This window comes from Colwellia meonggei, assembly GCF_057537295.1.
The window spans coordinates 12,931-25,316 of the sequence record NZ_BAAJLZ010000004.1; the positions used below are offsets into that span (position 1 = coordinate 12,931).

General features: G+C 38.7%; 12 protein-coding genes. 6 read left to right on the forward strand and 6 right to left on the reverse strand.

Features of this window, described 5'->3' with window-relative positions; all coding sequences use genetic code 11:
• Positions 1-28 precede the first annotated feature (28 nt).
• Both AC27E9_RS10935 and AC27E9_RS10940 read right to left on the reverse strand, forming a co-directional pair.
• On the reverse strand, positions 29-355 hold the full coding sequence (locus AC27E9_RS10935; RefSeq protein WP_487130099.1) for a hypothetical protein: 327 nt from the start codon (positions 353-355) through the stop codon (positions 29-31).
• Positions 356-569: 214 nt separating this feature from the next.
• Positions 570-1,844, reverse strand: a complete 1,275-nt coding sequence (locus AC27E9_RS10940) for a CinA family nicotinamide mononucleotide deamidase-related protein (protein ID WP_487130100.1) — start codon at positions 1,842-1,844, stop codon at positions 570-572.
• Positions 1,845-2,007: 163 nt separating this feature from the next.
• Between AC27E9_RS10940 and AC27E9_RS10945 the strand changes: the two genes are divergently transcribed.
• From AC27E9_RS10945 to dapA, 4 genes are all read left to right on the forward strand, one after another.
• The gene (locus AC27E9_RS10945; RefSeq protein ID WP_487130102.1) at positions 2,008-2,775 is read left to right on the forward strand and encodes a DUF4097 family beta strand repeat-containing protein; all 768 of its coding nucleotides are present in this window, start codon (positions 2,008-2,010) and stop codon (positions 2,773-2,775) included.
• A gap of 189 nt (positions 2,776-2,964) precedes the next feature.
• Complete coding sequence (locus tag AC27E9_RS10950) at positions 2,965-3,696, forward strand: hypothetical protein (RefSeq protein WP_487130104.1); 732 nt, start codon at positions 2,965-2,967, stop codon at positions 3,694-3,696.
• A 35-nt stretch (positions 3,697-3,731) separates the two neighbouring features.
• A complete protein-coding gene (locus AC27E9_RS10955; RefSeq protein WP_487130106.1) occupies positions 3,732-4,127 on the forward strand; it encodes an Ig-like domain-containing protein in 396 nt (131 codons plus the stop codon).
• Positions 4,128-4,190: 63 nt separating this feature from the next.
• Positions 4,191-5,099, forward strand: coding sequence for a 4-hydroxy-tetrahydrodipicolinate synthase (dapA, locus tag AC27E9_RS10960; RefSeq protein ID WP_487130108.1), 909 nt, complete (start codon positions 4,191-4,193; stop codon positions 5,097-5,099).
• An 83-nt stretch (positions 5,100-5,182) separates the two neighbouring features.
• On the opposite strand, the gene AC27E9_RS10965 is transcribed toward dapA, so the two are convergent.
• Positions 5,183-6,079 carry an RluA family pseudouridine synthase gene (locus tag AC27E9_RS10965; protein ID WP_487130109.1) on the reverse strand — a complete coding sequence of 299 codons (897 nt, stop codon included), beginning with the start codon at positions 6,077-6,079 and terminating at the stop codon, positions 5,183-5,185.
• Between the two features lie 206 nt (positions 6,080-6,285).
• Between AC27E9_RS10965 and AC27E9_RS10970 the strand changes: the two genes are divergently transcribed.
• Complete coding sequence (locus AC27E9_RS10970; RefSeq protein WP_487130111.1) at positions 6,286-6,633, forward strand: ribonuclease E inhibitor RraB; 348 nt, start codon at positions 6,286-6,288, stop codon at positions 6,631-6,633.
• Between the two features lie 29 nt (positions 6,634-6,662).
• Complete coding sequence (locus tag AC27E9_RS10975; protein ID WP_487130113.1) at positions 6,663-6,875, forward strand: hypothetical protein; 213 nt, start codon at positions 6,663-6,665, stop codon at positions 6,873-6,875.
• Between the two features lie 32 nt (positions 6,876-6,907).
• Here the strand turns inward: AC27E9_RS10975 and AC27E9_RS10980 are convergent, their stop codons facing one another.
• From AC27E9_RS10980 to purL, 3 genes are all read right to left on the reverse strand, one after another.
• Entirely contained in the window at positions 6,908-7,582 is a 675-nt protein-coding gene (locus tag AC27E9_RS10980) for a nitroreductase family protein (RefSeq protein WP_487130115.1), read from the reverse strand.
• 134 nt (positions 7,583-7,716) lie between these two features.
• Complete coding sequence (locus AC27E9_RS10985) at positions 7,717-7,992, reverse strand: hypothetical protein (protein ID WP_487130117.1); 276 nt, start codon at positions 7,990-7,992, stop codon at positions 7,717-7,719.
• 276 nt (positions 7,993-8,268) lie between these two features.
• A complete protein-coding gene (gene purL / locus AC27E9_RS10990; RefSeq protein WP_487130119.1) occupies positions 8,269-12,210 on the reverse strand; it encodes a phosphoribosylformylglycinamidine synthase in 3,942 nt (1,313 codons plus the stop codon).
• Positions 12,211-12,386: the final 176 nt, after the last annotated feature.

The window sequence follows — 12,386 nt, forward strand, 5'->3', positions numbered from 1 at the left end:
TCCATTATTTACAAACGCAGGTGGTCCCTTAGATATAGTTTTCTTGATGTACCTTAATAAAATTAGCTGTACCCACTTTAGAATAATCTAGTTTGTATTCTTTGTTATCTAATGCTTGTACAAACACTAAGGTTTTTTCTTCACCAAAAACCTCTACAACACTAACATCAACAACTTCTTGATATGCTTTTTTTGCTTCTGAACGTTTTTTTGGAATAGGGCCTTTATATATTCCCATGCCAACATGGCTTACTATAACAACAGGGTGCGCGCCATTTACCACGAGTAGATCAATCTTTTTGTTTTTATGAATAATGGTATTTCGACCACTGGTTATGAAATTTTTATCTATCAAAGTACTCTCCTTTGAGCCTAACTATTACCTTAATACGTTTAATTATAACGGTTATAAGGGTATTTGCTGTTTTTATAAAATTAATTCAATAATTCAATAATTCAATAATAATTGTTAAAACCAGCACACTTAATTACATCAAATATATAAATATTTTTAAGACTACGCAATATAAAAGCCGATCACTACCGTATTATATCAGATGAATTGATGATCACTTGTCGTAATGAGCCATTTCGTTACTTTGTATTAACATTCTTCGCACCAAGTCTAAACTTCTAGCGGCAACAATATGCTGAAATTGCTTTCTTGCTACATTGATACAATAATATTTAGCCTGAATATTGCTTTTGCCTCCCCAAGCTATCCAAACTGAGCCAACTGGTTTGTCTTTAGTGCCGCCGTTTGGGCCGGCAATTCCAGAAACGGCTATGGCAAAGTCAGCTCCGGAATTTGCTAATGCACCTGTAGCCATGGCTATGACAGTTTCCTTGCTAACTGCTCCGTGGTTTATCAATGTCGAAGTTTGCACCCCAAGCATTTTTGTTTTCATTTCATTCGAGTATGTCACATAGCCAGCCTCGAATACTGCTGATGCCCCAGAAATTGACGTTAACTGGCTGGCAATTAAGCCGCCTGTACAAGACTCTGCAACAGTAATTTTCTGATGCGCCTTTATTAGTTGAGGGACTAAATAGTCGGCGAGGGTGCTATTTTCATTATCGCCTTCTGCCAATATATGAGCGCCTAGTAATAGCTTTATTTTTGTTAACCATTCCGGTAGTAATTTTTGCCCTTGTTGGCAATTAACTGCTAATTTTAATTCCAGAATTGGCATTGCCGCACGAAAGCCAATGGTAATTTCGTTTGGCCAAGCGGGGAGGTGATCGTTTATTAATGCTTGGATACTCGACTCACCAATTCCAAAGAGGTGTAGTCGGTGTAGTGTGCTGTATTGTGGCGGCACAAAGCGTGTTTTTAAATTGATTGTTATTTCTTCGCGCAGCATATGACCAAGTTCACTGGGCACACCAGGAGTGCAAATAATTAGGCACTGATTTAATTCAACGCTAAAACCAACTGCACTACCGGTTCTATTGGCGATAATATTACTATTTTTCGGTAAATAGGCCTGCTTTAAATTAGGCTGATTTAATGTCGTGTTTCGTCTTTTTGCCCACGTTTTCAAGTGCTGGTGGGCATCTTTGTTTAATTCCAATTTACTATTACATGCTGTAGCGACAACTTCTGCGGTTAAGTCATCTGTCGTTGGTCCTAGTCCACCATTAATAAAGAGTAAATCAGAGGTTTGGCTTAGTTGTAAAATTTCAGTTGCTAATAATTCCTGCTCGTCACCGATAGTCACTTTTTTATCAATTGATAAGCCAATATTGTTTAATTGCTCAGCAAATAGCACAGAGTTAGTATCAACTACGTCACCGTTCATTAATTCGCTACCAGTAAGTAATAGACTAACTTTTGTTTTCATCGTGTAATAGGTTCCTTGAACATCATGATTTGCATGGTAACGAAATTACTCCTTGATAGCTCGGAAAAAATTATTTGCTGAAGTTAAAATTTTTTTAAACCTTTTTCATCATTGTGGTGACTAATTGATTAAACAACAACGATTTAGTTATTAGGGAAATATTATGCGATCTTCTTTTTTAAAATTAATGTCAACGACTAGTGTTATTGCGCTACTAAGTTTTTCTGTTCAAGCGGATGTAATTGATGAAGTGGAGCAATCATTTGACGTTAGTGAACAAGCATCATTTCGTCTTGATAATGTTAATGGTTCAGTAGAGATATCAACCTGGGACAAAGCTGAAATTCACGTTATGGCAACGATTACTGCTGATGACCAAGATGATAGAGATAATATTATTATTGATATGCAGCAAAGCTCAGTTGGGGTTAGTGTTGAAACGCGTTATAAAGAAAAGTCGAGTTGGGGACATAATAGTAATTCAGGTAAAGTTGAATATGTTGTAACTGTACCAAAAAATGCCTCATTGTCTGAAATTGATTTAGTTAATGGCTCATTGGTAATTAACGACGTAAAAGGTGAAGTGAATGCGGAGTTGGTTAACGGTTCCATTAAAGCAAATGGTTTAGCACGTAATGGCGAGTTTAGTTCTGTTAATGGTAGTATTAAAATTACGTATGATGAACTCTCAGCAGAGTTAGACCGTATTGATGTTGAAACGGTAAACGGTAGTATTAAAGTCTCCGTTCCGAAATCATTAAGCGCGTTAGTTGAAGCAGAAACAATGCATGGCAGTATCAAAACAGATTTTGGATTAGTGGCGGAAAAGAACTTGTTTACAGGTCGTCATTTAAGCGGTGAAGTAGGTAGTGGTGATATTAAAATTACTATGGAAAGCGTTAACGGTAGCGTTAAATTAAAAGGTCATTAGTCAGCTCGCTACACTACTAAAAAGTTATAAAAAAGCGAGCCACGTAGCTCGCTTTTTTATATTTTTACTAACTTGTCTGAATTTTTCCACTATTATGAGTATAATAGTGGAATGGAATGTTAGATAGGTTATCACTTGAAGCACACTGCAAACACTGGATTGTTCATTGCTCTTTTTCAGAGTGCTATAGTGGCTTTTTTTATTTCAACGAGCACATCATATAGCAAAGAATATATCATTGGTGTTGAAGACGTTAGTTACTTTCCCTTATATGATTTTTCACCGCAGTATCCTAACCGGGCAAGCTTTACTAGAGATTTACTAAGTAGCTTTTTTAAAAGCAACGGCTACCAATTCAAGTTTGTACCATTACCAATAAAGCGATTTGATAAGTGGTATGTGGAAGAGGCTATTGATTTTAAGTTTCCAGACAATGTACGCTGGCGCGCCGGTGATTCAAAAAAATTGGGGATTACTTATAGTTCGCCAGTTCTGACATTGACGGCAGGTACATATGTTGATCAAAAATTGCGAAAAAAACCACGTGAAAGTATCAAGCGACTCGGTACGGTTTTAGGCTTTTTTCCAACACTGTGGTACGACAAAATTCAGGACAAATCTACAGCATTAGTGGAATTGTCATCTCCTTATAGCATAGTTAAACATATGCTCCATGGTAATATTGATGCAACTAATATTGATAAGAATGTTATTAATTATAACTTGAAGCTTCTCGGTAAAAGTGGCGATAGTATCGTACTTAATAAGCAAATTAAAAATGAACAATATGCGTATCACTTTTCATCAATTAATTATCCTGAAATGATCCAGGAATTTAATGCCTTTTTAAGAGAAAATCAGCAACTTGTTGCTCGCATTAAGTCGAAATATGGCATAATTGAAGCCAACCGCGTTAAATAGCCTTTTCAAGTCCATTAAAGAGAGTTTTTTTGCCCATGATTGAGCAAACTGAATGTTATCATCGATCATTTCTATTTGGTAAATGGTATCGAAGCGAGCAAGATGAAAGTGGCAATGCCTTTACCGAATATGCACAGCTAACTGATGATGGCCATTATGAATTCACTTTTATTCAACATGATGATGTTGGCAATATTAGCGAACAAACCGTTGAGTCGGGTGATTGGGGGTTAGTGGGAGATATTCACTTTACGATTAGTAAAAGTGAGTTTATTAATGATGAGCATTACGCTGCTGATTTAAGCCATGAAGATAATTATCACGCTTATCGTGTATTAACCTTGAACAGCCAAGTTTTTAAATATCAGCATATCTTAACCAATGAAGTGTTTATCCTGCGCCGAGTTATTGATAATATCGCACTCAGTTAAGGTATGTGTGAGTCACGCCTCGTAATTACCCATTTATACTAATTTATCTTGTTGAGAGTTCGAATGAAGCAAATTAAAGCTGCCAGTTTAATTACGGCGATTAAAACACCATTTAATGCTAAAGGTGATATTGATTTTAATACTTATGACCAATTAGTTGCTCAACAAATTCAAGCAGGTGTTGACGGTATTGTTGTTGGCGGCACAACAGGAGAAGGGCATTTATTGACATGGGAAGAGCATTTAATTCTTATTGCCCACAGCGTTCATAAATATGGAAAAGATTTACTTATCGTTGGTAATACCGGTAGTAATAATACCCGAGAAGCAATAAAAGCTACACAACACGGCTTTGCAACGGGGATGGACGCAGCATTACAGATTAATCCTTACTATGGCCGCAGCTCATTTGCTGGCGTTAGTGCCCATTTTAATAAAGTTTTAGATATTGGCCCAGCTTTTATCTATAACGTACCAGGCCGTACGGGACAAGATTTAACACCTGATTTAATTGAACCTCTAGCGCAGCATGAAAACTTTATTGGTGTAAAAGAATGTGCTGGCAATGACCGTATCGCCTATTATGAAGAGCGTGGCATTGCTTGCTGGTCTGGTAATGACGATGAAAGTGCGGTTGGCCGTCATCAACACGGTTCACACGGTGTTATTTCAGTTACTTCAAATATTGTCCCAGGTTTAATGCGAAAATTAATGGATGAACCAAACGAAACGCTAAACCAAAGTTTACAACCATTAATGAATTGGTTATTTTGTGAACCTAATCCTATTGCCATTAACACTACGCTAATGATGACAGGTGCAGTATCGCCTATTTTTAGAATGCCATACAAAGCACTAACTACAGCGCAACGAACAGAAGGTTTAGCTATGTTATCTAAGTTATCGCAAGATGAACTTGTCGGTGATGAATTGAACTTAATGGCTGATGATGACTTTCAATATAGCTGTTAATTCTTCACGTTAACGTAAACATGAAAAAACGGTGAGCTTAGCTCACCGTTTTTGTATCTGCTGTAAGTACTAGCGTTTAAACTTTAGCCTTTAAGTGTTGTTGAGAGCTGAGAGCTGAGCGCTGAGAGTTGTGGTCGAAGATTTTCTGGTACAAAAAAATTCCTTTCAATACTATGTATTGGGCACATAAACTTTAGTTGTACAGCGCAAAGTTGTAAATCCGCCTTACGATCGAGTGTATGTTCATCTTCATTATTTTGTGCTTTTCCATGTAGTCGATCTCCTACAATTGGCAAGCCTATACTTGCGGCATGAATACGTATTTGATGCTTGCGACCTGACTCTATTTTAACTTTTAGCAGTGATAAGTTCTCAACTTCGTTGTAATCAATAAATGTGAAATGGCTACAAGCTGCTTTGTTATCTACTTCTAGTTTTACTGTTTCTGGTTGTGGGCGTTGCTGGTGGTTACCGTGAACAATAATATTGTAGATTTTCTCAAATTGATGTTGTTCAAACATATGGCTTAAAGTGCGCGCAGCTTTTTTACTGTGTGCAACTAAAATTAAACCTGTTGCTGCCCGGTCAAGACGGTGAACTGGAAACACCGCACGCTCAGGCAGTAACTGTTTTTGTGCCCAACGGGTAATTGTGCAGTGGTCGCTCCATTTTGAACCTTGAGACAACATACCATACGGCTTGTACCAAACACTGTAATCATTTAAGTCTGCTATTAATGTTGCTGGCGCCGGAGTTTGGGATAAAACCGCTGAGTCATAATAGAAATGTAGTTGGTCATTTATTTGCAATGGCTTTTTAAGGCGACGGCAGCGTTGTGTGGTTTTGCCTCGGCTATGCCACAATGCCCCTTTATCAATAGCTTTCTTTATTTCACCGACACTGAGTTCACATTGAGCCTGAATTGCCTCAATAATACTACTGTTATTTTCAATGGTGATATGGCTTTGAAATTTTTTCAAAATAAATCTACGTGATAAATCATTACCAGATAGTTTAACAAATTTACTGGGCTAATTAAGCACTCAATCGTTTGCAATTGTTATTCTTAGAACGTTTATTCACTAAAAAGTGGCAAGGAGTCTGATTTAAGCAAATAGTTATTGGTTTTTAATGAAATAGGGCGATAAAATAGCAATGAATAGCGACACTTATTAAGAGAAGAAAAATGCAACGCAACGAAGAATTATTCCCGCAAGACAATGTTGGCAATGCTTTATGGGGAATGTTAGAAGGTGGTGATGATCTTAGCATTGAGCGAGAATTCGAATTTTCGGTTATTTTTGCAAGCCAAGAGCAAGCACTCAAGTTTGGCCAATTATTGTTAGAAAACAATCAGAAATTATCCTTTTGCCCGTATCAAGGCGATGAAGATTTTCCCTGGGAAATAACTGCATATCCATTTATGTCAGCAAGCTATGAAAATATTGCTGCTTATCAAGAGCTTTTGACGACTAGTGCAACACCTTTTTCCGGTAAATACGACGGTTGGTATTGTGTAGATAGCAGTAAGTAACTAAGCAAAAAGAGTTATTGGGAAATACCTTGAACGAACAACAATTTAAAGATCTTAAAAAGGTTAGTGCTAAATCATTTAATGATCAAAAGGCGTTAATAAAAAAAGTGCTAGCAGGGCGAAATATTGCGTGCCAGCACTGTGGCACTCAAATTAAAGCTGTGTTACCTGATGATAACTCTACACCAGGTTTATATTGTGCTAAAGGCTGCACAAATATTGCGTTAGACTTTGTATTGTAAGTTGTTGCTTTTAACTTGTTAATGGTTTGTTGTTAAAGAAAGGTAGCAATATCGCTTAGTGCTTTTTTTGTTGTTGCATGATGCGGTACAGTTGCGTCTTCACTTGGATAGCCAGCGATTAATAACATATAAGGGCGACTATTATCGTCACGGCCGCATACTTTACTTAAAAAGGACATCGGCTTAGGTGTATGAGTTAAGGTCACTAAACCACTAGAGTGTAAGGCATTTATCAAAAAACCTGTAGCAATACCTACTGATTCATGAACATAGTAGTTGGTATTTTTTTCTTCAATCGTAATCCCGCCTTTTTTCTCACTAAAAATTGCAATTAACCATGGTGCGTGTTCTAGATAAGGCTTTTGAGCATCAGTACCTAGTGGTTTTAAAGCGTCAAGCCACTCCTCTCCTGCTCGGCCTTGATAAAAATTACTCTCATGAATTTCAGCTTGTTCACGTATTTGTTTTTTTACATCAATATCGTTAATAGCGACAAAATGCCAAGGTTGGTGGTTCGCACCACTTGGGGCGGTACCTGCCGCTTTGATACAGTTTTCAATAATTTCTTTGGCAACGGGGCGATCGCTAAAGCTTCGAATACTGTGGCGACGTTTAATTTCTTGATAAAACCTTGAAGAGCGTTCGAGCATTTCTTCACTTGGGTATTCAACGTAATCGCTTAACGGTGAGGCATCATGTACTTGCATATAACTTCCTATTTTTTCGTTTAGCTTAGCGAAAAATGAAATTACAAATCAAGTATTATTCTTTGAAAAATATTTAAAGACTCATGTTTAAATGGAATGAAATAGTGCCGATTCAAGTAACGTTTGACTAAAACTTAGAAGTCTTGATGTTTATGTTGAGATAGTTTGTCTAAATATTGATTTAGTCCAGTGCGACGACGAATGACTTCTGCTTGGTAAGCACCAATTGCAAGAAATGTAGCCATAATTAAGGTAATAATAATTAGGTGAGTTTCTTGTATATAAGCTGACACTAAGGTCGTTATAACTGCGCCAATTACACAATAACTTAACGCTATACGTAGCCAAATATAAATGGCACGTAAGGAGGTATGGTTAAGTAAAATTTGTGATTGTTGGCTAGTTCTCAAGGTTAATGTTCTTTCTGGCTATCTAATAAGGCTTAATTAGTAAGTATAAATAAGCAAAGAGGAATATATAAGTTAATATTTATTCAATTATGATATATGAAAGAGAATTAGTTTCTAGTTGATTACCTGTGCCAGCTTTTAAATAATTATTGGGCGATAGTAAGTTCAACAAATATATTAGGTTGAAGGGTAAACTAATCTTGATAAATAAAAAAAGCGCCATAAGGCGCTTTTTTAGTTTAAGTAGAAGTTACTACTAAGTAATTAAAATTACCTTTAACCGATAAATCTACGTGCGTTACGGAACATACGCACCCAAGGAGAATCTTCTTGCCACTCATCAGGGTGCCACGAATTAGCAACAGTACGGAAAACACGTTCTGGATGTGGCATCATAATGGTCACACGGCCATCAGTTGTAGTTAATGCCGTGATACCGTCTGGTGAGCCATTCGGATTTGCTGGGTATGTTTCAGTGATTTGACCATAGTTATCAACATAACGCATGGCGACTGTGCCTGACTCGTTGGCAGCATCAATTGCACTATCAGAGCTAAATTCAGTGCGACCTTCACCGTGAGAAACGGCGATTGGCATACGAGAACCCGCCATACCTTCAAAGAAAATAGAGGCAGTTTCTTGAATTTCAACTAGGCTGAAACGCGCTTCAAAACGCTCTGATTTATTTTGAACAAATCGTGGCCAAGCTTCTGAACCAGGGATGATTTCTTTCAGGTTTGATAGCATTTGACAACCATTACACACACCTAGAGAGAAAGTATCTTCACGCTCGAAGAATGCCTTGAACATAGCTTTGGCATTCTTGTTAAATAAGATTGACTTAGCCCAACCCTCACCAGCACCAAGTACATCACCGTATGAGAAACCGCCACAAGCGACTAAGCCGTTAAAATCAGCTAGGTCGGTACGTCCTGATAAAATATCAGACATATGTACATCTGTTGCCATAAAGCCAGCGCGGTCGAATGCTGCAGCCATTTCTACATGCGAGTTAACACCTTGCTCACGTAAAATTGCAATGCGTGGGTTAGTACCATTTTTAGCATCTTTTGCTATTAATTCAGCGACAATATCTTCATTAATATCAAAACTTAAATCAGTGTTTAAACCTGGATCTTCAGTATCGAATTTAACGTCATGCTCTTGCTGAGCACATGCTGGGTTGTCACGTAAAGATTGCATTTTAAACGTGGTTTGTGCCCACGTTGTGCGGTAATAAGTACGAGAATTCTCTAGCACTACCTTGCCGTCGCGACTAAAACGTATGGTGTCTTCATTATTGATACGACCAATATCAGTGCAATATTCTAAAATACCGTGCTCTGCTAATATCGTGTGGATTGCTTCGACGTCACTTTCACGGATTTGGATGACGGCGCCCAACTCTTCACTAAACAATACGTCAACGTCATTTCCAGAAGTTGATTTAAGCTTAGTTAAGTCGATATCAACACCTGTGTGGCCAGCAAATGCCATTTCAACAACAGAGGTAAATAAACCACCGTCAGACCTGTCGTGGTAAGCAATAAGTTTTTCATCGCGAACCAAGGCTTGCATCGCATTGAAAAAGCCTTTTAATGTTTCAGGGCTATCAACATCAGGGGTTTCATTACCAAGCTGTTTATAAACTTGCGCAAGACATGAACCACCTAAACGGTTTTTACCTTGTGATAAGTCAATGGCAACAATACGAGTATCGCCTAAGTCGGTGCGCAATTGTGGTGTAACCGTTTTGCGAATATCTTCAACAACACCAAAAGCTGTGATGATAAGTGACATTGGCGATGTTACTGATTTTTCTTCACCATTTTCATCCCATTGAGTACGCATCGACATTGAGTCTTTACCTACTGGGATAGTTAAACCTAATGCAGGACAAAGCTCTTCGCCTATAGCTTTAACGGCTTCGTATAAACCAGCATCTTCACCTGGGTGACCTGCTGGTGACATCCAGTTAGCAGAAAGCTTAATACGGTTTAAATCGCCAATATCTGTACCAGCAATGTTGGTTAGTGACTCTGCCACAGCCAAACGAGCAGAAGCGCCAAAGTTTAATAAGGCAACTGGTGTACGTTCGCCGAGTGACATGGCTTCACCGTGGTAAGAATCAAGTGCAGATGCAGTAACACCACAGTCTGCAACAGGTACTTGCCACGGACCAACCATTTGGTCGCGATTAACCATCCCGGTTACAGAGCGATCGCCAATGGTAATCAAGAAGGTTTTCTCTGCCACTGTCGGTAATGATAAAATTCTGTCAGCGGCATCAGTTAAGTCGATATCTGATAATGACAACTCATCACCAGCAGCTGTTTTACTTGCAACATCTTTGAATATTTTTGGTGTTTTACCTAATAAAACATCCAGTGGTAAATCAATTGGTGTATCAAGTTTATCGTCTCTTTTACCTTCAGTGCTGGCAAAATGTTCATCAGTAACGGTTAAGTGTTCTTCTTCTGTTGCACGACCAACTACTGCAAAAGGTGCACGTTCACGAGCACAAATGTTCTTAAAGGTTTCAAGGTTTTCATCTGATACGGCAATAACATAACGCTCTTGAGATTCGTTACACCAAATCTCATGTGGTGCCATGCTACGTTCATCGTTTGGTACGTTGCGAAGTTCAAATACGCCACCACGGCCGCCATCTGAAACAAGCTCAGGGAACGCATTTGATAAGCCGCCGGCGCCGACATCATGAATAAAGGCGATAGGGTTTTGTTCACCAAGTTGCCAACATTTATCGATAACTTCCTGACAACGACGCTCCATTTCTGGGTTTTCACGTTGTACTGATGCAAAATCTAAGTTTTCGGCTGATTGACCTGACGCCATTGAAGAAGCAGCACCGCCACCTAAACCAATGTTCATTGCTGGGCCGCCGAGGGCAATTAAATGTGCGCCAACAACAATTTCACGCTTTTGAACGTGTTCGTCACGAATATTACCTAAGCCACCAGCTAGCATAATTGGTTTGTGGTAACCACGAACCTCGTTGCCATTGAAAGAGTTTACTTCTTCTTCATAGGTACGGAAGTAGCCTAAAATAGCGGGACGACCAAATTCATTGTTAAACGCGGCACCGCCTAGTGGACCTTCCATCATAATATCAAATGCTGACACTATACGGCTTGGTTTGCCAAAGTCTGACTCCCAAGGTTGCTCAAAATTTGGTATGCGTAAGTTTGATACTGAAAAACCAACTAAACCTGCTTTTGGCTTAGAGCCAACACCTGTTGCACCTTCATCACGAATCTCTCCGCCTGAGCCAGTTGCAGCACCTGGGTATGGAGAAATGGCCGTAGGGTGGTTATGGGTTTCAACTTTCATCAGTACTTGAATGTCTTCATGGTTGTAACCATAAACATTGGTTTCTGGATTTGGGAAGAAGCGACCACCTTTGTTACCCACCATAACAGCAGCGTTATCTTTATAGGCACTTAAAACAAAGTCAGGGTTAACTTCATGGGTATTGCGGATCATTTTAAATAATGATTTTGGTTGCTTAACTCCGTCGATAGTCCAATCAGCGTTGAATATTTTGTGGCGACAATGCTCAGAGTTTGCTTGTGCGAACATGTAAAGTTCGATGTCGTGTGGGTTACGACCTAGCTTACTGAAATTTTCGAATAAGTAGTTAACTTCATCGTCGGCTAATGCTAAACCTAAATCAATATTGGCTTGAACTAGTGCGTTTTTACCACCTTTTTCAATATCAATTGCCGTTAACTCGCCTGGCTCTGCGGTAGCGAAAAGGCTAGTGGCTTGTGCCATCTCAGTAAATACCGCTTCCATCATGCGATCTGAAATTAAGTTATTAAGTTGGTTTTGTTGTTCAGCAGATAAATCATCGCCAACAACGTAATAGGCGATACCACGCTCTAAGCGAGAAATTTTAGCTAAGCCACAATTGTGGGCTATGTCGGTAGATTTTGAAGACCAAGGTGAAATAGTACCTGGGCGAGGTGTAACTAATAAAAATTGCCCTACAGGTTCATGTTCTTCAATTGTTGGTCCATACTTAAGAAGTTGCTGTAAAACTTGAGTTTCTTCAGCGCTTAGTTCTTCTGAAATATGAGCGAAGTGGGTAAATTCAGCATAGATATCCGTGACGGGCAGTTGCAGCTCAGAACACTGATTTAGTAGCTTGTTAACTCTAAAATCAGAAAGTGCTGGCGCACCGCGAAGGGTTTTCATCAACATCGACATAGTCTATTTCACCGGTTTAGATTAATTAAGGATAAAAAACGCGCGTATTATAGATGAAGCAAGAAGATTAGAGAAATGATTTGTCTCATTTACGAGTAATTTTTTAGGCCATAATTTACAAAATTGTAAAAAGAACTGTTCTAATAATTAAATTCACGTGACAA

Excerpts from the sequence above, each read along its gene's own strand:
- AC27E9_RS10940 (WP_487130100.1), bottom strand. The coding sequence starts at position 1,844 with ATGAAAACAAAAGTTAGTCTATTACTTACTGGTAGCGAATTAATGAAC.
- AC27E9_RS10945 (WP_487130102.1), top strand. The coding sequence starts at position 2,008 with ATGCGATCTTCTTTTTTAAAATTAATGTCAACGACTAGTGTTATTGCG.
- AC27E9_RS10955 (WP_487130106.1), top strand. The coding sequence starts at position 3,732 with ATGATTGAGCAAACTGAATGTTATCATCGATCATTTCTATTTGGTAAA.
- dapA (WP_487130108.1), top strand. The coding sequence starts at position 4,191 with ATGAAGCAAATTAAAGCTGCCAGTTTAATTACGGCGATTAAAACACCA.
- AC27E9_RS10970 (WP_487130111.1), top strand. The coding sequence starts at position 6,286 with ATGCAACGCAACGAAGAATTATTCCCGCAAGACAATGTTGGCAATGCT.
- AC27E9_RS10980 (WP_487130115.1), bottom strand. The coding sequence starts at position 7,582 with ATGCAAGTACATGATGCCTCACCGTTAAGCGATTACGTTGAATACCCA.
- purL (WP_487130119.1), bottom strand. The coding sequence starts at position 12,210 with ATGAAAACCCTTCGCGGTGCGCCAGCACTTTCTGATTTTAGAGTTAAC.